The following is an 18,872-nucleotide window of genomic DNA, read 5'->3' on the forward strand; positions in this document are numbered from 1 at the left end:
GGGCGCGAGCGCCCCCTCCCCCTTTAACCCGCCGCCACACCTGCCTCGGCAAAGGTCGCCATGCCCGAATGGCAGGCCACAGCCCCCTTCAGCACGCCAATCGCCAAAGCCGCCCCCGACCCTTCGCCAAGCCGCAGGCCAAGGTTCAAAAGCGGTTCTTTCCCCAGATGATGCAGCAGCGCGGGGTGCGCGCCTTCGGCACTGACATGGCCTGCTACACAATGGTCAAGTGCCCCAGCCTCCAGTTTGGCCAGAACGGCGGCCGCAGCGCCGCAGATAAAACCGTCAAGGATAACCGGAATACGCTCGGCACGGGCGCGGGCAATCGCGCCAGTCATGGCGGCAATTTCACGCCCCCCTAGGCAGGCCAGCACATCCAGCGGGTCGCGAGAGGGATGCAGTGCAAGGCCCTTGGTCACGACTTCGGCTTTCCGCGCGAGGCCTGCATCATCAACGCCCGTGCCGCGCCCAACCCAATCCGCGACCGTACCGCCATACAATGCGCAGGCGATGGCCGCCGCAGGGGTGGTGTTGCCAATGCCCATCTCTCCAGTGACAAGCAGGTCGGCGGTGGGATCAACAGCGTTCCAGCCGGTTTGCAGGGCCGTTAGCAGCTCGGCCTCGGTCATCGCGGGTGATGTGGTAAAGTCAACCGTAGGGCGGTCCAGCTCAAGCGCATGCACCGACATTTGTGCGCCAAAAGCCCGTGACAGCTGGTTAATCGCAGCCCCACCTGCCCGAAAATTCGCAACCATTTGCACCGTCACTTCAGGTGGAAAGGCCGACACCCCCTGCGCAGCAACGCCATGATTCCCCGCAAAAATAATGACTTGAGGGTTGGTGATGTGCGGGCGCGGGTCGGCGCGCCACGCAGCATACCAAATCGCCAGATCCTCAAGCCGCCCCAACGCCCCCGGCGGCTTGGTCAGCTGGCTGTTGCGATCCCTGGCCCCTTGCGCGGCTGCGGCGTCAAGGCCGGGCGCATCCGCCACAATGGCCCGAAATGCGGTCAAATCAGCGAAAGTTGGGGTCATAGGGCTGGTCTCCTTGTCGTTTGCTGTCAGCTTGGGTACCTAAGCTGCAAGCGTTTGACCAGTACCGAAAGGGACGAAACAGTGAAGCAAAACGACACAGGCCTGATTGGCGATATTTCGGGCGCGTTGCGGTTGCTGACGCGGCTGCCGATGCCTGCGTCGGATAGGATTTCGGGGCCAAGGGCAGCTTGGGCTTGGCCGATTGCTGGCGCGGTCATAGGCGGGCTTGCGGCGCTGCTGGGCCTTATCGCCTTGCCCTTGGGGGCGGGTGTTGCCGCGGCCTTGGTGCTGGGCGCGCAGGCGATGATGACGGGCGCTATGCACGAAGACGGGCTGGCCGATACCGCCGATGGCCTTTGGGGCGGGTGGGAGCCCGCGCGGCGGCTAGAGATTATGAAAGACAGCCATATCGGCACTTACGGCGTGATGGCGCTGCTGGTTGTAGGCTTGGTACGGTGGAGCGCGATTGCGGCGCTGCTGACGGGTGGCATGTGGTGGGGGCTGATCGCGGTGGCCATGCTGTCGCGCGCGCCGATGGCGGTGCTGATGGCGGTGATGCCCAATGCGCGGGGCAAAGGGCTGGCGCAATCGGTGGGGCAAGTGCCAAAGGCTGCTGCGTGCATGGCGGTGCTGATTGGGCTGGCTGCGACGGCGGGCCTTGGCTGGGTAGGGCTTTGGGTGGTTGTGGCGGTGGCCGCAGTGGTTGTAGCACTGGCGCTGGTGGCATGGGCCAAAATCGGCGGGCAAACCGGCGATATTTTGGGCGCAAGCCAGCAATTGGCCGAGGCGACGGGCTTGGCGATTTTGGCGGCATGCCTGTAACGCAAAACGGCGGCCCATCAGGACCGCCGTTTTACTAGCATTTAGAAAGCCTTAGGCCGCGCGGGCGGTCAGCACGTCGCCAACCGTTTTTTGCGCGCCTTTTTCATCAACGCCCGAAACAGCCGCGACTTCGCGGGTCAGACGCTCCAAAGCAGCCTCATACAGCTGACGCTCGGAATAGCTTTGCTCACGCTGGTCATCGCTGCGGTGCAGGTCGCGCACCACTTCGGCAATCGACAGCAAGTCGCCCGAGTTGATCTTTTGCTCATATTCCTGCGCACGGCGTGACCACATCGCACGTTTCACGCGGGCTTTGCCCTTCAGCGTATCAAGTGCTTTGATGATAAGGTCAGGCGACGACAGCGAGCGCATACCGATTTCGGTGGCTTTATGTGTCGGCACCCGCAGGGTCATTTTGTCTTTTTCAAAGGAAATAACAAAGAGTTCCATATGGAGGCCGGCGATTTCCTGTTCTTCGATGGAAACAATACGGCCAACCCCATGGGCAGGGTACACAACAAATTCATCCGGACGAAACTCAGGCTTTTTAGTCTTTGTCATACAGTCACTTCCTTGCTTGGAGGCGCACCCGAATGTAACACGCAAAAAAAGACGCTCATAGCTGATGGGCTACGACGGCGCTAATCTGGCATTTTTAAACTCCCCGCAGGCTGGCAGCACTGGCATAGGGACTGGGTTTGGGTGGCCGTCCTTGGTTATCTGTAACAATTGTATAACACAGAATCACCCCGATTCCAACAGGCTAAGAATCGGGCAGATGCGCGGACGGTGCCTGCAAATCAAGGCGTTAGGCTAGACTACGCCGATTAACGCAGGGTAAACCGATTCGCGGCTTAGCCGCCCTCGCCCGGCGCCTCAGAAAAGTATTTGGTCAGTTTGTCTTTCTCGCCGTCGCGGTCCTCATACCCCGGCAACGGGTCTTTTTTCGACACGATGACAGGCCATTTCTCGGAATACTTGCGGTTGAACTCGACCCATTTTTCCATGTCCGGCTCGGTATCGGGGCGGATGGCATCGGCGGGGCACTCGGGTTCGCAGACGCCACAATCGATACATTCATCGGGGTGAATAACCAGCATATTTTCGCCGTCATAGAAACAGTCGACGGGACAAACCTCGACACAGTCGGTGTATTTGCAGGCAATGCAGTTGTCGATCACGACATAGGTCATGGTGGCCTCATCTTTTTTACAGGCGGGTAGCGGTTGCGTCTTTGGTTAAATCACCTGCGCAGATCATTCAAGCGGGGATGCGCCGTTTGATGCGGTGTCCTCAAGATCGTGATACAGCGTTTGCGCCTCGGATGCGGGGCCACGGCGCGTGCCGGTCGCCAGCACACGGATGCTGCGCTTTTCGTCGCCCATCGGAAAGGTCAGGGTATCGCCCGCTGCGATGGCGTGACCGGGTTTGGATTGGCGTTGACCATTCAGGCGCACACGGCCTTTGGTGATAACGGTGGAGGCCAAAGCGCGGGTTTTAAAAAACCGCGCGTAGAACAGCCATTTATCAAGGCGCACCTTGTCTGGAGTGGGGTCTGCGGGGGCGGCACGACCGCCCTCCGCTTTATCTTTGCGCCCCGCCAAGGGTCAGATCTTACCCTTAAGCGCCGCGAGGGCTGCGAAAGGATTGTCAGGGTCGATCTTTTTCTCTGGCCGAGCTGGGCGCGATTCGAACTTTTGCGGGCTATTTTGTGGCGGTTTGCCACCTTTTTTGCCTTTAAAGCCCCCCTCGGGCCGTTTGCCTTGGCCTTGACCGCCGCCTGCGGGGCGGTCACCGCGTGGCTTGCCGCCATCGCGTTTTCCGCCGTCACGTTTGCCACCTTCACGCTTTTCATCGCTCGGGGTGGCTGCACCCTCGGCTTTTGCATCACGGCGCGGTGGGCGACGATCTGCACGCGGACGTGGAGCCCATGTGAAGGTGTAAAAGCTTTCCATCTCAATGGCTGCGGCCTCTGGCGCGGGTGCTGCCTCGGCCTCAGGTGCGGCGTCCGCATCATCTGCAACGATGATTTTGCTGGCGGCAGCGGCAGAAGCGGCAGCCTCGGCAATAGCCTCAGCCGTCAGCTCTTTGGGGGCTGCGGGTTTGGCCTTTGGACGTTCGCCTTTTTCGCCTTTATACCCCATGCCGCCCATTAGATCAGCGAACTGATCCAGCGTCATGCCGGTGATCGACAGCATGTCAGGCTTGGCTTCAAACCCGCCACGGCTGTCTTCGCCGCGCAGCAAATCGGCCAAGCGTTCCAGCATATCGATGCGGATCGCGCGGCTGCCTGCGGGGCAATAGCCTGCCAAAGTATAGTGCTGCTTTGGCACATCCGCGATGTTTGGAATTGTGACCAAACCGGGTGGTGGGCTTTCTGGAAATTCCTGCAAGCCATTGGCCAAAGACCACAAAACCAAACGCAAACGGGTTGGCGCGGGCTTTAGCAACAGTTGCTGAAAGATCGTGTACTGGCCAAAGCGGATGCCGTGCTTGCGCAACTGGCCGCGGGCCTCTTGATCCAGCGCCTTTACCTCATCCGCTACGGCGTCGCGGGGGATGATGCCGAGAGCCTCGACCATTTGAAAGGCGAAACCACGGGCCATACCGGTCAGCGTCTCGTCCCGGCTCATCGCCAAAAGCGGCTCGAACAGGGTCGCGACTTTGCGGTCGATAAAGTGCTGCAAGCGGCGCTTTACCTTTTCGACGATGTCGGGGCCTGCGTCTTCATCGACGAATGCCTCAACCATAGGGCGCAGCGCATCGGCGCCCGCCACCAGCTTGCCCACAGCCGAGTTGCCCCACATAAGGCCCCCCTGCTCGGTGAAATCCAGCTCGGTGTCGGGGGCATTATAGAACTTGTCCGACCGCAGGTGGAATTCGGGCTTTAGCGCCTGAACGGCTGCCATGCGCAGCGTGCGCGCTTCATCGGGTGACGCGCTGGCATCTTGCCGGAACCGGAAACCTTCCAGTTTCCCGACAAATTCACCTTCAACAGTCACTTCGCCTTTGTCATTAACCTCGGCCACAAGGCTCTCCTTTTGCTTCAACCGGCGCATGAGCACAGAAGTGCGCCGGTCAATAAATCGTTGGGTCAGCCGCGCATGAAGCGCATCTGACAAGCGGTCTTCTACAGCGCGAGTCTCTTCGCGCCAATGTAATTCGTCTGCAACCCAATTTTTGCGTTGGGTGACATAAGTCCAAGTCCGGATAAAGGCCAAACGTCTGGATAATGTGTCAATATCACCCTCGGTTCGGTCAATGAATTTTATGTGTCGCGCCAGCCAATCGGCGGGAATCGGCCCTTGGCGCAGGTAATCAAAGATCGAATGCAGCAAAGCCGCGTGTTCGGTGGTGGAAATACCACGGAAATCGGGGATGCGACATACATCCCACAGCAGGCGCACATCCTGCGGGCTTTTGACGCGGTCACTAATTTCAGGGATAGCCGACAGGGTTTTCAGCGCGGTCACATCATCGGCGTCCCGCGCGCGCGACAGCCAGTCGTTATCGGTGTGACGTTCTAAAGCGCTTATCAGGCGGGGAACGGTGCCAAATTCCAGCTGCTCATTGCGCCATGACAGTTTGCGCACGGGCTGAAAGCGGTGTTCCTCAATCGCCTCGACCACCTCATCATTCAGCGGCCGCGCCTCGCCCGTCACACCAAAGGTTCCGGGTGCTGTATGGCGGCCCGCACGGCCCGCGATTTGCGCAAGCTCTTGCGGGTAAAGCGCACGCATCCGTCGACCATCAAACTTGGCGGTGGATGAGAACGCAACGTGGTTGATATCAAGGTTCAACCCCATGCCAATAGCATCAGTGGCGACCAGATAATCCACATCGCCGTTTTGATAGAGAGCGACTTGGGCGTTGCGTGTGCGGGGGCTCAGCGCCCCCATGACAACGGCACAGCCACCCTTGGTGCGGCGGATCAGTTCCGCAATTGCATAGACATTTTCAACCGAAAACCCAACGATTGCGCTGCGTTCCGGCATTCTAGCTATCTTTTTCGACCCCGAATAGCTCAGCTCGGACAGCCGAGGCCGCGCCATGAACTGCACCCCCGGCACAAGCGCCGCAATCGCAGGGCGCATGGTATCGGCACCCAGAAACAGCGTTTCATGCAGGCCCCTCGCCCGCAGCAAACGGTCGGTGAACACATGGCCGCGCTCGTCATCGGCGCAGAGCTGAATCTCATCAATCGCGATAAAATCGGCACCGATTTCCAGCGGCATCGCCTCAACGGTACACACCCAATACTGGGTGCGATCAGGCACGATGCGTTCCTCGCCAGTGACCAGCGCAACAACATTTGGCCCACGCTGCGCCACGATCCGGTCATAGACCTCACGCGCAAGCAGACGCAGCGGCAGGCCGATAACCCCCGTGCGGTGGGTCAGCATCCGTTCGATTGCATAATGGGTTTTGCCGGTATTGGTCGGTCCCAGAACCGCCGTTACCCGCGCGGTGCTGCGCATAGGGCCTTGCCTTGATTACATTTCTTGCCCGGCGGATTTGGCTTCCAACCGGTCGATGGCCTCTTTTACCCCGTCAAGATTGGGATGTATAGCAATCGCGGCACGATACAAGACCAAGGCCCGATCTGGCTGGTTTGTATCCTCTAGCATGCGGGCAAAACCCGTCATGGCCCCAAAATGCCGCGGGTTTAAGGCCAGCACATGTTGGATATCCGCAACCGAGGGACCATAGAGACCAGCCTGAAAATAAGCCGTGGCGCGGGTGTTCCAGCCTTCGGCAAAATCAGGAGCATGGTCAACCAGCGCGGTCAGATGCTCAATTGCGGCAGCACTATCACCATTATCCAGGGCCTCACGGCCGCGTTGCAGCAGCAAATCCATCGACGCCGAACCCGATTTCGACCATTCCCGCCAAATCTGACGCTCAAGCCGGTTAGTCTCAATCGGGGTGGCGGTTTTAAGCTGCGCAAACAGATCATCCAGCCCAGCCGTCAATGCCTGCGCCGATGCCTGCAAGCTGCTAAACCCCAGAAGAATCGGGAAAAGTGCCGCAACGATACGATTGTTTAATGATGCGTGTGGTTTCATAGTCGAAACTGTAGCGTGCGTTGCGGGAATTGCCATATCCCAATGCTCACTTTCAGATGATAACGAAAAGGAATTACGATGAGCGCTGTGATTGAGACTGCGGTAGCAAAGCTGGCCGAAAAGGTGCAAAGCTTTGACGGTGTTGCGAAATTTGTGCTGAATGGCGAAGGTGCCATTATGATCGACGAAAACGGCGTGCGCGCCGGCGATGACGACGCAGACGTGACGCTGACCGCCGATACCGAGGTTTTCCAAGCGATTCTGGCAGGCGAGATAAACCCGACATCGGCGTTTATGACCGGCAAGCTCTCGGTTGATGGCTCGATGGGGATGGCGATGAAGCTGGCCTCGGCGCTGGGATAGACAATGAACGCCCCGCTCTATAACGATCTCGCGCAAGGCCCCGCAGGGGGCTGCGCCTATTGGGTCACCGCCAGCGATGGCACGCGTGTACGCATGGCCTATTGGCCGGGCGGCGATAGGGGGACCGTTTTGCTGTTTCCGGGGCGAACGGAATATATTGAAAAATACGGCCGGACGGCGGCGGAATTTGCGTCGCGGGGCTACGGCTGCGTGGTGATCGATTGGCGTGGCCAAGGGCTGTCGGACCGGCCAAAACCCGATCCGATGGTCGGTCATGTTGAAGATTTTTCCAAATATCAGATGGACTTACAGGCCGTTCTTGCCAAACTGAATGACCTTAAACAAACTGGCCCGCTCTACTTGGTAGCCCATTCGATGGGGGGCTGCATCGGCTTGCGGTCTTTGGTGAACGGGCTAAACGTCAAGGCTGCGGTCTTTTCAGCACCGATGTGGGGCATCCGACTAGCCTCAGGGCTAGCCCCCGTGGCACGGATAGTGACGCGCACGGCACGCACCATTGGCCAAGGACTTCGCTATGCACCCGGCACAAACGGCGACAGCTACGTCAAGACCTATCCCTTTACTGGCAACGTGCTGACACGGGATGCCGAAACCTATGCTTGGATGAAAAACCAACTGTTGCAGCAGCCAGAACTGGCCTTAGGCGGCCCCGGATTGCATTGGCTGGATGAAGCGATGCGCGAATGCAGCGAACTTGCAGCACTGCCCTCGCCCGATCTGGCCTGCCTATGTTTCTTAGGGGCCGAGGAAAAGGTGGTTGATCCCGCCCCCATCCATGCGCGCATGGCGCGCTGGCCCAAAGGGACCTTAGATATTGTCCCCCTCGCCGAGCATGAAGTTATGATGGAGGTGCCCGAGACACGGCAGCGGTTCTACGATATGGCAACCCGCTTGTTTCAGGAAAACACCTAACGGCTTTCTTTTCGGCCCAAATATCCTCGGGGGGAAATTCGCCTCAAGGCGAAGGGGGGCGCGAGCGCCCCCATTACCGCCAGCCGAAACGGCGATAGCCGCCTAACGTTCAACGACGACACCGCATTAAAGCAGCACCTTAGTCCTTGGGCAAAATCGTGTAGTCCGTTTTGGCGCGCCCCGCGAAATAGTCCAGAATGTTCTGGGCCGCCATCATTCCCATCCGCCGAAACGCGCCATCCGACAGCGTGGCCGCGTGCGGTGTAATAATGACGTTGGCAACCTTACGCAAAGGGTCATCCTGCGGCAAAGGCTCTACCACAGTGACGTCCAACCCTGCCCCGCCCAAATGGCCGGAATTCAGCGCATTACACAAGGCGGCCTCATCGACCAACCCACCGCGCGCGCAGTTCACAAGCAATGCACCCGCGGGCATTTGGGCAAAAGCCTCGGCCCCCAAAATGTTTTGGGTTTGCGCGGTCAGCGGGCAATGCAAGCTGACAACATCGGCATGGGCCAGCGCCTTGGCCAGATCGGGGGCGACCGGATAGCCCAGATGCCGCGCCTCTTTTAGATCACGGGAATGGATGGTCACATTCATCCCCAGCGCCTTGGCCAGCGCCGCCACGCGTTTTCCAGTGGCACCAAAGCCGATAATCAAAAGGCGTCGCCCCTCCAGCCCCATCACTTTCGGGACGGGTTGGCCGGGAACAGCCGCGCGTTGGGCATCAAAATTGCGCGCAAGGGCCAGCATAAACAGGATGGTTTGTTCGGCAACGGCGCTTGCATTGGCACCGGGGGTATTCATCACGGCCACCCCAGCAGTCGCCGCCGCATCCAACGCGATATTATCAACACCAACCCCATGTTTCGAAATCATGGCATAGTGCTGCACATCTTGCCCAGAAATTGCGCGGGTCCGCACCAGCAAGGCATCGGCAGGTCGCAAAGCGGCGTCAGGGCCTATGACCTGAAAGTCATGTTCACGCAGCAGCGCCAGCGCATCGGGATGGATGGGTTCTGTGACAAAAACCCGCCGGCCCATCAAAGTTCAATCTGCGAAAAGCCGTCCCGCAGCGCATTTGACCACGCATCAGACATGGCCCGAAACGCCTCGTCGCCTGCCTCAATCCGGCGGCGTTTGGTCACTTGGCACGCATCGCGTTCGATGATTGCCAGATCCAGCGGCATACCGACCGAAAGGTTTGACCGCAGAGTCGAATCCATCGACAGCAGCACCGCTTTTTGGGCGTCTTTCAGGCTGGTTGCAGAATTCACAACACGGTCAAGAATCGGTTTGCCGTATTTGTGTTCGCCAATTTGCAAGAACGGGGTGTCTTCGGTCGCCTCGATATAATTGCCTTCGGGATAGACCAGAAACATCCGCATCGCCCCGCCTTTGCGCTGCCCCGCTACGATCATCGAGGCCGAGGCCCCTTGCAGCATCGACAGCTTTTGCCCGACATCTTTGCGCACCTCGGCCAGCTTGGCGCCAACGATATCGGCCACCTTTAGCATGGTCTCGGCCTTCATAATCGACGTTTCCGGTGTGGAATCAGGATCATCGGCGATTTCGCGCAGGCGGGCCATGGTGGTTTGCGTCACCGACAGGCTGCCCGCAGTCAAGATCGTGATAACCCGGTCGCCCGGTTCTTCGAACACGAACATCTTGCGATAGGTGGCAATGTTATCCAACCCCGCGTTGGTACGCGTATCAGACAACAACACGATACCTGCATCCAGCAAAAGGCCAACACAATAGGTCATAAAAGCTCCACGCAAAGACGCTAAGCGTTAGTGCTACTGCTCGCTTTGCTGAACTTCAAGCCTTACATCAAGCGACTCGGCGCCTTGGCCGCGCGCAGTGCCCTTAATCGGGGCCGCATCCATCGCATCAAGGCCCGACCCAAGGCGGATATAATTCTCATCTGGCGAGCATCGATTCGCGGGGTCAAAGCCAACCCAGCCCAAATCGGGCAACCACAGCTCGGCCCATGCATGGGCCGCCTCATGCGAAGCCCCGTCTTGGGTCGAATGTAGATAGCCAGAGATATAGCGCGCGGGGATATTCTTGCGCCGCGCCAGCGCCAAAAGCGCGTGGGTCTGATCTTGGCAAACGCCTTGGCCTTGGGCCAGCGCCTCGGCGGCGGTTGTCATCGCATGGGTTGTGCCCGTGCAATAGAGGATGCTGTCCGACACCAGCGCCGACAGGTCATGCGCAATAGCCAAACCATTACCCGAAGTTTCAACCGAATCCGACAGATCGGCCAGCGCCAGATCGGCCGTCGTGGCCGTGGTCGAGGCAAGGTAGCACTGCGGTGGCACCTTTTCCTTATGGCCGCGCAACACGCCTATCAGATCGCTGGTTTCCACTGTGCCACGCACAGTCACCGTGATTTCCGACACCGGCCCCCGAATGGACCACGCGTGAATTTGATCGCCCGCCCCATCGATAAAGCTGCCACCGCGCAGGCCATCGCTGACGCTCACCTCCCATTTCAGGGTGCGTTGTCCATCAAATTTAGACGGCGTCAGGCGGTGGCTTTGCACCACCCCGCGCACGGGTTGGCTGTAGCGGTAAAGAGTGACGTGATCGACAGTCAGCAGCATCAACGAATATCCCCGTTCAGATAGCTTTCATGGATTTCATGCGCCAGCTTGCCGGTTTGCTGGATGAAACGCGAGAGGAACTCGTGCAGGCCTTCGTCAAAGATGTCTTCGACCTTCGCCTCGGCCAGTTCGGACAGCAAAGACCGCGCTTGCGTACGGGCCGAGCCTTGGCGCCGGTAGCCACGGTCAAGCCGTTCCAAATGCGTGACCATCCCGTCAACGCAGGTCAACAAAGAGCGCGGGCATTGCGGATTCAAAATCAGGAAATGGCCGATTTTGCGGGCAGTTACATCCCCGCCATAGGCCCAATGAAAGGCGCGGTGCGACGACATGGCGCGCAAAAGCGTGGTCCACTGATAGTTATCCAACCCCGAGCCAACAAAATCGACGCGCGGCAACAGGACATAATATTTCACATCCAGCAGACGGGCCGTGCTATCGGCCCGTTCCAGATAATAGCCAAGGTTCATAAAATCATAGCCATCGCCGCGCAGCTGCGTCGCCTCAATCGAGCCGCGCATCATGGCGGTTTGGCGCATGGTCCATTCGGTCAACTGGCTTAGGCTCAGCTCAGACCTTGGCTGGCGTTCCATTTGCCGCAGCTCTTGAAACGCGGCGTTGATGGCATCCCAGACTTGGCTCGTCAGCGCCGTGCGCACGATACGGGCGTTTTCACGCGCACCGGTGATGCAAGACGCCACCGAGGACGGGTTGTCGCGATCGAAAAACAAGTGGCTTTCGATGTTGCGCTGCACCGGTTCGCCGTATTTGGCCTTGAACGCAGCGGCAGTGCCGTTGGCATGCAGCAGGCTGTCCCACTCACTGCGATGGCCCTGCGACGACGGGATAAGCGAGTTGCGCGCCCCCACTTCCATCAAACGGGCGGCGGTTTCGGCGCGTTCCATATAGCGCGCGATCCAGAACAGATTGTCAGCGGTTCTACTTAGCATGTCATTACCCCGCCAATACCCAAGTGTCTTTTACACCGCCACCTTGTGACGAATTCACAACCAGCGACCCTTCGGTCAGGGCCACACGTGTTAGCCCCCCCGGCACCAGTTCCGCCCGTTCACCGACAAGGCAATAGGGCCGCAAATCAACATGGCGCGGCGCGATGCCTTGGTCGACAAATGTCGGCGTGGTCGATAGCGCCAGCGTGGGCTGCGCGATGTAATTATGGGGCCGCGCCTTGATGCGTTTGGCGAAATCTTCGATCTCGGCCTTGGTGGATTTGGGGCCGACCAGCATGCCATAACCACCCGATCCATGCACCTCTTTGACGACCAGTTCCCCAAGGTTTTCCAGCACATATTTGCAATCATCCGCCTTGGCGCATTGCCACGTCGGCACGTTGTTCAGGATAGGTTCCTCGCCCAGATAAAAGCGGATCATTTCGGGCACAAAGGTATAGACAGCCTTATCATCTGCCACGCCAGCGCCGGGCGCCGAGCAAATTGACACCCCGCCCGACCGGTACACATCCATCAATCCCGGCACGCCCAACATCGAGTCGGGGCGGAAACACAGCGGGTCGATGAAATCATCGTCAATCCGGCGGTAAATCACATCAACGCGGCGCGGGCCTTCGGTCGTGCGCATATACACAAACTCGCCCTCAACGAACAAATCCTGCCCTTCGACCAGCTCGACCCCCATCAGATCGGCAAGGAAGCTGTGCTCATAGTAGGCCGAGTTGAAATGGCCGGGGGTGAGAATAACAATCACCGGCTCGCCCTTGCATTTTGACGGGGCTACCGAGGCCAAAGTGCGGCGCAGCAGGTCGGGGTACACATCGACAGGCTCAATGCGGTTTTCGCGGAACAGCGCGGGGAACATCCGCATCATAATCTCGCGGTTTTCCAGCATATAAGACACGCCCGATGGGGTGCGGCAATTGTCCTCTAGCACGAAAAAGTCTTCGGGGCCGGTGCGTACCAGATCAACGCCAACGATATGCGAGTAGACGCCTTTGGGCGGCAAAAATCCGACGACCGATTTTTCATACGCCGCGTTTTGATAGACCAGATTGGCGGGAATGCGGCCTGCACGCACAATCTCGCCCCGCCCGTATACATCGGCCAGAAATGCGTTCAGCGCACGGGCGCGTTGCTTGACGCCGCGTTCCAGTTTACCCCATTCATGGGCCGAAAACACGCGGGGAAACATATCGAACGGGATCAGCCGATCAGGGTCGCCACCTTCGCCATACACAGCAAAAGTGATGCCGATGCGGCGAAACAACGCCTCGGCCTCGGCTTGTTTCATCTGTTGCAGCTCGGCGGGCATATTGCGCATCCAGTCATCAAGCTGGGCATAGGGCGCACGGACTTGGCCGCCGTCGTACATCTCATTGAAATAGTTGGTCATGTTCGTGATGTCCCCCTGTCAGGCCAGGCGATTTGGGGCCTTGCGTTTTGCCTAGTAAGACAGGGGATGCGGGGAAAGGAAAGAGTGATGCGCTGTTTTTAACTGCGACACCTAGGCGCTTGCCTAAAATTTAAGCAATACCCCAGAGGGCGGATTTTGGCGGGCGGGGTTGCACAAGGCGGGGCGGCGACCCTAGATAGGTACAAATGAAAATGAGGTTTGCCCATGACGCTGTTTACCAAAATGCTGTTTGACCACCGCCCTGTGTTTGATGCCAATGCAACTGGTTCTTCGGGTGGTTTGGGCAAGCTGCCCGATTGGGATTTGACCGACCTCTATGCCGCCCCCGACGCGCCCGAGTTTGACCGCGATATGGACTGGCTGGAAAAGGCCTGCGCCGATTTCGCGGCCAAATATGAAGGCAAGCTGGCGGATTTAGATGCCGCCGCGATGCTGACATGCGTGCACGAATACGAGGCTATTGACGTGACGGCGGGGCGCGTGATGTCCTATGCTGGCCTGCGCTATTACCAAAACACGATGGATTCGGAGCGCGCCAAGTTTATGGCCGATGCGCAGGATGAAATCACCACCTTCACCACGCCTTTGGTGTTTTACAGCCTTGAATTCAACCGTCTGGATGAGGCGCATTTGACCGGCCTGTTGGCCGCCAATGCCGATCTTGCCCGGTATAAGCCGGTGTTTGACCGCATGCGCGCGATGCGCCCGCACCAACTGTCGGATGAGATGGAAAAGTTTTTGCACGACCAATCCACCGTCGGTGCCGCCGCGTGGAACCGTCTGTTTGATGAGACCATGGCAGGGCTAATGTTTGAGGTAGCTGGCGAAGAAGAACCGCTGAACCTTGAGGCCACACTGAACCTGCTGACCGATACCGACCGCGCAAAACGTGAGGCCGCGGCGCGCGCGCTTGCAGCGCTATTTGATAAGAATATCAAGCTCTTCGCGCGTGTTCATAATACGCTGTGTAAAGAGAAAGAGGTCGAAGATCGCTGGCGCAAAATGCCGACCCCGCAGACCGGTCGCCACTTGGCCAACCATGTAGAGCCTGAGGTGGTCGAGGCGCTGCGCAATGCCGTTGTGGCCGCATATCCGAAACTGTCGCACCGCTATTACGCGCTGAAAGCCAAGTGGATGGGGCTGGAAACCTTGCAGGTCTGGGACCGAAACGCGCCCCTGCCGCAAGAAACCCCAAAGCTGGTCGATTGGGACCAAGCCCGCAAAACCGTGACCGAGGCTTATGCCGCGTTTTCCCCGAAAATGGCCGAACTTGCCGAGCCGTTTTTCACCAAAGGCTGGATTGATGCGGGCGTAAAGCCGGGCAAAGCGCCGGGCGCATTTGCGCACCCGACGGTCACAACAGTGCACCCCTATGTTATGTTGAACTATATGGGAAAACCCCGTGATGTCATGACCTTGGCGCATGAACTTGGGCACGGCGTGCATCAAGTTCTGGCGGCCGATCAGGGCGAATTGCTGTCCTCAACCCCGTTGACCCTGGCCGAAACGGCAAGCGTGTTTGGTGAAATGCTGACCTTCCGCAAGCTGCTGGACGGGGCCAAAACCAAGGCCGAACGCAAGACCCTGCTGGCGGGCAAAGTTGAAGATATGATCAACACCGTGGTCCGCCAGATCGCGTTTTATGATTTCGAATGCAAACTCCACGCCGCACGCGCGGATGGAGAGCTGACACCCGATGATATCAACGCGCTGTGGATGTCGGTGCAGGCGCAAAGCCTTGGCCCCGTGTTTGATTTCATGGACGGGTATGAAACCTTCTGGGCCTATATCCCGCATTTCGTGCATTCGCCGTTCTACGTTTACGCCTATGCCTTTGGCGATGGCCTCGTGAATGCGCTTTATGCCGCCTATGCCGACGGCCTTCCGGGGTTTGAAGAAAAGTATTTTGACATGCTAAAGGCGGGCGGGTCCAAGCATCACAAAGAACTTCTGGCGCCGTTCGGGCTTGATGCCAGCGACCCTGCGTTCTGGGATAAAGGCCTCGACATGATTTCCGGCTTTATTGATGAGCTGGAAGCGATGGAAGACTGACCATGACGCGCGAAGAGATCAACACCTTTTGTGGCTCTCTTCGCGCGGCTCTCCATGTGGTGCAATGGGGCGGCGCCGATGTGTGGAAGGTGGGCAGCAAGGTGTTTGCCATCAACAGAGGCGATGGCGTGACGTTCAAGGCGTCTGACATGGCGTTTGAGATTTTGCTGGATGGGCCGGGCATTGGCCCTGCCCCTTATATGGCGTCGCGAGGCCTGAAATGGCTAAAAAATTACGGGCCAGAGGGGCTGTCAGATGCGGCATTGCGCGAGCATTTGGTTGCGTCTTATGATATGGTTTTCGCAGGGCTGACCAAGAAAAAGCAGGCGGAACTAAGGGCTTAGCCTGTACCCCGTTGCGGCAACCCGCGCCAGAAAATCATCAATCAGCGTGTCTTTGCCCGCGTTCATGCAATTCATACCGAAATACCAATACAGAAACGCGTCATGCGGCCATTCGGTTTGCGTCGCCTGCGTGATCGCGGCATCCATATCGGCGGCAGTTTTCACCGTCACCGCACAATGGTGAAAATCGGTTTGGCCACACAAAACCACCGGCACGCCCTGCATCATCGCCTCAATCCCCACGGCGGAATTGATCGTCACACAGACCGCCGCCTGCGCCAGAATATCGTGGATATTGGCGTCATGTATCTGGATGCGCGGGTCGCGCCCTGCAATCCGGTTCAGAAAACGGCGGGTGGTTGGGTCATGGTCGCGCGGGTGGGGTTTGATAACAATCGGGCGCGGATCGTCGCGGGCCATCAGGGCCTTAACCATTTGGCGCAGATCAAGGTGGCAGGTCTCCATCACATCGCGGTGGCCTTCGGATTGCAGAAAGACGGCGATGCAACCCGCTGGAATATCCGTGCGGTTCTGCGGTTGTTCATAGCGTGACTTGCGGGCCGCAACCCACCGCTTGCGCAAACGGTTGGTAAAAAGCGTGGCAAGATCGGCCTCCACTACCTTGGGATCAAAAGATTTTTTCGCGATCGACGACAGCGCGCGAATGCCCCAAGGGTCGAGGTTCCAAAACGGATAGATATAGGCGATGCCCGTGTTCAGCACCCGCGCGTGCCGCTGACTGCCGTGATCAACGATGTGAAAATCATCGCTGCTTGCAACCTCGGACAGCAGGGTCACACGATCATGCAGCGCAAGGGTAACGCGGTGGCCACGTGCCGCCAGCCCTTCGGTCAGTTTGATGTAATAGGGCTTCATCTCGGCCCGGTCCCGCAGGACCGAGCCGGGAAGATGGAAAGTAAAGCCGCTCACGTTAGCGAAATCACCGTGGCGTTGGCGAAGGCCATGTCGATCATGGCGGCGGTGCCGTGGGTGAATTCCAGCGGGCAGCCATAAGGCGTGCCATTGCGGATGCTGTCGCCAAAGTTCTGCACTTGCAGCACATATTGGTTCACGCCGGGCCAGCGTTCGGTGGTCACCGACATGCCTTGCCGCAGCTCTAGCTGCGCCTCGCCAAAGCTGTTGGGGTTGAACGGGGCCGTCATTCGGATCACGCCCTTGTCGCCGTGAAAGGTCATTTCCTGACGGTTGTGTAGCCGCATCGAGGTGATCGCGGAATAGGTATAGCGGCCAGTCGGCCCCGCCATAATCCCCGTCACCTGCGCCCAAACATCCACGCCGTTTTCTTGCCGCATCTGGCAGGTCAAGGCCTCAGGCTCGGCCCCTGTGACAAAGCGGGTCGAGCCGTAAGTGTAGACGCCGATATCATAAATCCCGCCACCGCCTGTATCGGCTTTGTTGCGGATGTTGCCAGGGTCTGTGCGGTTGTCATAGCTAAAAACGCCATCAACATGGGTCAAAGCACCAATCGCCCCCGATTGCACCAGCTCACGGGCGCGGTGCCATTGCGGGTGATGGACGATCATATAGGCCTCGGCTGCAAGCAGACCGCTGGCATCACGGGCGGCGATGAGTTTGGCAATCTCATCCGCATGCAGGCAGATCGGCTTTTCGGTCAGCACATGTTTACCAGCGGCCAGCGCCTTTAGCGTCCAGTCCACATGCAGGTGGTTTGGCAGCGGGATGTAGACCGCGTCGATTGTCGGATCGGCCAACAGCGCGTCGTAGCTGGCATGGGTTTTCAGACCGGGTGCAAAGGCCGCAAACCCCGCCACTTTATCAGGTGAAGAGCTGGCAATCGCGGCCAGCTCGGCGCCTTTTGCGGTATGAATGGCGGGTGCCATATGTTCCCGCGCGAATTTCGCAGCCCCCAAGATTCCCCAGCGGATCGGTTTTGTCATCGCTTCCCCCTATTTGCATTTGTCAGCAGCCTACCCTGCCCCGTTCGATTGGGAAAGACGTCGTTCGCCCTGCCTGTGACGTTAGGTAGGTGAACTATGTTCATAAATTATATTGACCTGCTGCAAGATATGAACAATGTTCAGTGAACAACGTTCATATCTTGGAGGCAACCATGTCAAAGCACCTTACAACCCTTAGCGCAGCCCTCGGGATGGGCCTGCTTGCAGCCGCTGCCCATGCAGGCGGCAGTTCGGAATACACGGCGCAGGCGGGGTATCATTCGGGCCAAGCGTCCAGCCAGTCGTCGCAGGCGATTGCCTCTGGCGGGGCCGCAGTTGTGGCCGTACCGCTGGTGATTTTCGGCGCAAGCATCGCGATTTCTGGCGCGGCACTCGCCGAGGTTGGCACAGGCTCACTGGCCGCAGGCAGCGCGCTGGCACGCGGCGCAGACATACCTACGCACCGCGTGAAACCCAATGGCGCCCCACGCCTAGATTAACCTGCCTCGATTAACCCATAGATTAGGAGAGCATTATGTACCGTTGGATTATCTTGGCATTTTTGGCCATTTGCATGGCCCTGCCCCTTCATGCCGGCAGTTCGGATGCGGGGAAACCTACGCTACCCGCAGCCGAGGTGGCCGCCTTTTCAAACCGTGTGCAGCTAGATTTGGCGGCCCGTGGCGCACATGTGGCGATTGTGGCGCGGATGGGCCGCAACCCCAACATGCTGCCCAAAGGGGTCCACTATACGCATGTCAGCTTTTGGGTGTTGTCACAGATAAAGACGGCAAACGGCAAAACCGGCACCGGTTACCGCGTCTATAACCTGTACCAAGAAGGGCAGAACAGCACACGCAGCAAGCTTGTCCAAGACAGCCCTGCCGATTTCTTTGCTGGTGCCTACCAGTTTGATGCAGGCATTATTATTCCCGATAAGCGGCTGCAAAAAAAGCTGCTGGCCGTGATTACCAGCCCGACCTATGCCAAGCTGCACAACCCACGCTATTCAGTGCTGGCCAACCCCAACACAGTGCAGTTTCAAAACTGCACCGAACATACGCTGGATGTGCTGATGGCCGCGCTTTATGGCACCCGTGATATAGGGCAGATCAAAGCGAATGAGGCAGCCTATTTCAAGCCGCAAGTCATTCCGATTTCGGGGTTAAAGCGCGCACTGGCCCCTGCTGCAAGCCAAGCGCTGACAACCTCGGATCATGGTGCGATGGTGGCAACGGCAACCTTTGGGTCTATTGCACGGTTTATGCAGGACAATAAGCTGGCAACGAAAGTGTATAGGTTAACGCCCCAAGGTACCTATAAACTCTGAAGTGCTGGCAG

20 protein-coding genes are annotated in these 18,872 nt (G+C 58.4%); 7 read left to right on the top strand and 13 right to left on the bottom strand.

The features are described from left to right. Nucleotides 1-23: 23 nt before the first annotated feature. Nucleotides 24-1,034 carry a nicotinate-nucleotide--dimethylbenzimidazole phosphoribosyltransferase gene (gene cobT, locus ACEN2J_RS01650; RefSeq protein ID WP_442102746.1) on the bottom strand — a complete coding sequence of 337 codons (1,011 nt, stop codon included), beginning with the start codon at nucleotides 1,032-1,034 and terminating at the stop codon, nucleotides 24-26. Nucleotides 1,035-1,115: 81 nt separating this feature from the next. Between cobT and cobS the strand changes: the two genes are divergently transcribed. Next, on the top strand, nucleotides 1,116-1,856 hold the full coding sequence (cobS, locus tag ACEN2J_RS01655; RefSeq protein WP_442102748.1) for an adenosylcobinamide-GDP ribazoletransferase: 741 nt from the start codon (nucleotides 1,116-1,118) through the stop codon (nucleotides 1,854-1,856). Between the two features lie 51 nt (nucleotides 1,857-1,907). Here the strand turns inward: cobS and ACEN2J_RS01660 are convergent, their stop codons facing one another. From ACEN2J_RS01660 to ACEN2J_RS01680, 5 genes are all read right to left on the bottom strand, one after another. Beyond that, nucleotides 1,908-2,417 (bottom strand): CarD family transcriptional regulator, encoded by a 510-nt coding sequence (locus ACEN2J_RS01660; protein WP_442102750.1) that lies wholly within the window; start codon nucleotides 2,415-2,417, stop codon nucleotides 1,908-1,910. A gap of 293 nt (nucleotides 2,418-2,710) precedes the next feature. Next, nucleotides 2,711-3,049, bottom strand: coding sequence for a ferredoxin FdxA (gene fdxA / locus ACEN2J_RS01665; RefSeq protein ID WP_442102751.1), 339 nt, complete (start codon nucleotides 3,047-3,049; stop codon nucleotides 2,711-2,713). Nucleotides 3,050-3,112: 63 nt separating this feature from the next. Beyond that, a complete protein-coding gene (locus tag ACEN2J_RS01670) occupies nucleotides 3,113-3,460 on the bottom strand; it encodes an RNA-binding S4 domain-containing protein (protein WP_442102752.1) in 348 nt (115 codons plus the stop codon). Between the two features lie 3 nt (nucleotides 3,461-3,463). After that, on the bottom strand, nucleotides 3,464-6,334 hold the full coding sequence (locus tag ACEN2J_RS01675; protein ID WP_442102753.1) for a helicase-related protein: 2,871 nt from the start codon (nucleotides 6,332-6,334) through the stop codon (nucleotides 3,464-3,466). Between the two features lie 15 nt (nucleotides 6,335-6,349). Then, nucleotides 6,350-6,922, bottom strand: a complete 573-nt coding sequence (locus ACEN2J_RS01680) for a tetratricopeptide repeat protein (RefSeq protein ID WP_442102755.1) — start codon at nucleotides 6,920-6,922, stop codon at nucleotides 6,350-6,352. 78 nt (nucleotides 6,923-7,000) lie between these two features. Between ACEN2J_RS01680 and ACEN2J_RS01685 the strand changes: the two genes are divergently transcribed. Then, complete coding sequence (locus ACEN2J_RS01685) at nucleotides 7,001-7,285, top strand: SCP2 sterol-binding domain-containing protein (RefSeq protein WP_442102757.1); 285 nt, start codon at nucleotides 7,001-7,003, stop codon at nucleotides 7,283-7,285. A gap of 3 nt (nucleotides 7,286-7,288) precedes the next feature. Beyond that, nucleotides 7,289-8,218 carry an alpha/beta hydrolase gene (locus tag ACEN2J_RS01690; protein ID WP_442102759.1) on the top strand — a complete coding sequence of 310 codons (930 nt, stop codon included), beginning with the start codon at nucleotides 7,289-7,291 and terminating at the stop codon, nucleotides 8,216-8,218. A gap of 139 nt (nucleotides 8,219-8,357) precedes the next feature. On the opposite strand, the gene ACEN2J_RS01695 is transcribed toward ACEN2J_RS01690, so the two are convergent. From ACEN2J_RS01695 to ACEN2J_RS01715, 5 genes are read right to left on the bottom strand one after another with little or no spacing between them, the layout of a single operon-like run. Beyond that, nucleotides 8,358-9,263, bottom strand: coding sequence for an NAD(P)-dependent oxidoreductase (locus ACEN2J_RS01695; protein WP_442102761.1), 906 nt, complete (start codon nucleotides 9,261-9,263; stop codon nucleotides 8,358-8,360). Beyond that, nucleotides 9,263-9,985 (bottom strand): peptidase, encoded by a 723-nt coding sequence (locus tag ACEN2J_RS01700; protein ID WP_442102762.1) that lies wholly within the window; start codon nucleotides 9,983-9,985, stop codon nucleotides 9,263-9,265. Before ACEN2J_RS01700 ends, ACEN2J_RS01695 begins: the two co-directional genes overlap by 1 nt. Before the next feature lie 33 nt (nucleotides 9,986-10,018). After that, nucleotides 10,019-10,828 (bottom strand): transglutaminase family protein, encoded by an 810-nt coding sequence (locus ACEN2J_RS01705; protein ID WP_442102763.1) that lies wholly within the window; start codon nucleotides 10,826-10,828, stop codon nucleotides 10,019-10,021. After that, nucleotides 10,828-11,778 carry an alpha-E domain-containing protein gene (locus ACEN2J_RS01710; protein WP_442102764.1) on the bottom strand — a complete coding sequence of 317 codons (951 nt, stop codon included), beginning with the start codon at nucleotides 11,776-11,778 and terminating at the stop codon, nucleotides 10,828-10,830. Before ACEN2J_RS01710 ends, ACEN2J_RS01705 begins: the two co-directional genes overlap by 1 nt. A gap of 4 nt (nucleotides 11,779-11,782) precedes the next feature. Beyond that, nucleotides 11,783-13,195: a circularly permuted type 2 ATP-grasp protein gene (locus tag ACEN2J_RS01715; protein WP_442102765.1), complete on the bottom strand. Its 1,413-nt coding sequence runs from the start codon at nucleotides 13,193-13,195 to the stop codon at nucleotides 11,783-11,785. A gap of 225 nt (nucleotides 13,196-13,420) precedes the next feature. Between ACEN2J_RS01715 and ACEN2J_RS01720 the strand changes: the two genes are divergently transcribed. Both ACEN2J_RS01720 and ACEN2J_RS01725 read left to right on the top strand, forming a co-directional pair. Further along, nucleotides 13,421-15,268: a M3 family oligoendopeptidase gene (locus ACEN2J_RS01720; RefSeq protein WP_442102767.1), complete on the top strand. Its 1,848-nt coding sequence runs from the start codon at nucleotides 13,421-13,423 to the stop codon at nucleotides 15,266-15,268. Nucleotides 15,269-15,270: 2 nt separating this feature from the next. Then, nucleotides 15,271-15,612 (top strand): MmcQ/YjbR family DNA-binding protein, encoded by a 342-nt coding sequence (locus ACEN2J_RS01725; protein ID WP_442102769.1) that lies wholly within the window; start codon nucleotides 15,271-15,273, stop codon nucleotides 15,610-15,612. Here ACEN2J_RS01725 and ACEN2J_RS01730 read toward each other — a convergent pair. Both ACEN2J_RS01730 and ACEN2J_RS01735 read right to left on the bottom strand, forming a co-directional pair. Next, the gene (locus ACEN2J_RS01730) at nucleotides 15,601-16,542 is read right to left on the bottom strand and encodes a capsular polysaccharide export protein, LipB/KpsS family (protein ID WP_442102770.1); all 942 of its coding nucleotides are present in this window, start codon (nucleotides 16,540-16,542) and stop codon (nucleotides 15,601-15,603) included. The two genes, ACEN2J_RS01725 and ACEN2J_RS01730, sit on opposite strands and share 12 nt — an antisense overlap. Continuing rightward, nucleotides 16,539-17,531 carry a Gfo/Idh/MocA family protein gene (locus tag ACEN2J_RS01735; RefSeq protein WP_442102772.1) on the bottom strand — a complete coding sequence of 331 codons (993 nt, stop codon included), beginning with the start codon at nucleotides 17,529-17,531 and terminating at the stop codon, nucleotides 16,539-16,541. The genes ACEN2J_RS01730 and ACEN2J_RS01735 overlap by 4 nt, the downstream gene beginning before the upstream one ends. A gap of 173 nt (nucleotides 17,532-17,704) precedes the next feature. On the opposite strand from ACEN2J_RS01735, the gene ACEN2J_RS01740 reads away from it, so the two are divergent. Both ACEN2J_RS01740 and ACEN2J_RS01745 read left to right on the top strand, forming a co-directional pair. Next, on the top strand, nucleotides 17,705-18,031 hold the full coding sequence (locus tag ACEN2J_RS01740; protein WP_442102773.1) for a hypothetical protein: 327 nt from the start codon (nucleotides 17,705-17,707) through the stop codon (nucleotides 18,029-18,031). A 35-nt stretch (nucleotides 18,032-18,066) separates the two neighbouring features. After that, nucleotides 18,067-18,861, top strand: coding sequence for a DUF2145 domain-containing protein (locus ACEN2J_RS01745; protein ID WP_442102775.1), 795 nt, complete (start codon nucleotides 18,067-18,069; stop codon nucleotides 18,859-18,861). The last annotated feature ends 11 nt before the right edge of the window (nucleotides 18,862-18,872 follow it).

The sequence above is a fragment of the Pseudorhodobacter sp. W20_MBD10_FR17 genome (genome assembly GCF_052119765.1).
GTDB lineage: Bacteria > Pseudomonadota > Alphaproteobacteria > Rhodobacterales > Rhodobacteraceae > Pseudorhodobacter.

Bases quoted from the DNA above. Each gene is read 5' to 3' on its own strand.
- ACEN2J_RS01690 (WP_442102759.1), top strand. From the start codon at position 7,289: ATGAACGCCCCGCTCTATAACGATCTCGCGCAAGGCCCCGCAGGGGGC.
- ACEN2J_RS01660 (WP_442102750.1), bottom strand. From the start codon at position 2,417: ATGACAAAGACTAAAAAGCCTGAGTTTCGTCCGGATGAATTTGTTGTG.
- ACEN2J_RS01720 (WP_442102767.1), top strand. From the start codon at position 13,421: ATGACGCTGTTTACCAAAATGCTGTTTGACCACCGCCCTGTGTTTGAT.
- cobT (WP_442102746.1), bottom strand. From the start codon at position 1,034: ATGACCCCAACTTTCGCTGATTTGACCGCATTTCGGGCCATTGTGGCG.
- ACEN2J_RS01735 (WP_442102772.1), bottom strand. From the start codon at position 17,531: ATGACAAAACCGATCCGCTGGGGAATCTTGGGGGCTGCGAAATTCGCG.
- ACEN2J_RS01685 (WP_442102757.1), top strand. From the start codon at position 7,001: ATGAGCGCTGTGATTGAGACTGCGGTAGCAAAGCTGGCCGAAAAGGTG.
- ACEN2J_RS01745 (WP_442102775.1), top strand. From the start codon at position 18,067: ATGTACCGTTGGATTATCTTGGCATTTTTGGCCATTTGCATGGCCCTG.
- ACEN2J_RS01695 (WP_442102761.1), bottom strand. From the start codon at position 9,263: ATGGGCCGGCGGGTTTTTGTCACAGAACCCATCCATCCCGATGCGCTG.
- ACEN2J_RS01680 (WP_442102755.1), bottom strand. From the start codon at position 6,922: ATGAAACCACACGCATCATTAAACAATCGTATCGTTGCGGCACTTTTC.
- fdxA (WP_442102751.1), bottom strand. From the start codon at position 3,049: ATGACCTATGTCGTGATCGACAACTGCATTGCCTGCAAATACACCGAC.
- ACEN2J_RS01675 (WP_442102753.1), bottom strand. From the start codon at position 6,334: ATGCGCAGCACCGCGCGGGTAACGGCGGTTCTGGGACCGACCAATACC.
- ACEN2J_RS01725 (WP_442102769.1), top strand. From the start codon at position 15,271: ATGACGCGCGAAGAGATCAACACCTTTTGTGGCTCTCTTCGCGCGGCT.
- ACEN2J_RS01700 (WP_442102762.1), bottom strand. From the start codon at position 9,985: ATGACCTATTGTGTTGGCCTTTTGCTGGATGCAGGTATCGTGTTGTTG.
- ACEN2J_RS01710 (WP_442102764.1), bottom strand. From the start codon at position 11,778: ATGCTAAGTAGAACCGCTGACAATCTGTTCTGGATCGCGCGCTATATG.
- ACEN2J_RS01705 (WP_442102763.1), bottom strand. From the start codon at position 10,828: ATGCTGCTGACTGTCGATCACGTCACTCTTTACCGCTACAGCCAACCC.
- ACEN2J_RS01715 (WP_442102765.1), bottom strand. From the start codon at position 13,195: ATGACCAACTATTTCAATGAGATGTACGACGGCGGCCAAGTCCGTGCG.
- ACEN2J_RS01740 (WP_442102773.1), top strand. From the start codon at position 17,705: ATGTCAAAGCACCTTACAACCCTTAGCGCAGCCCTCGGGATGGGCCTG.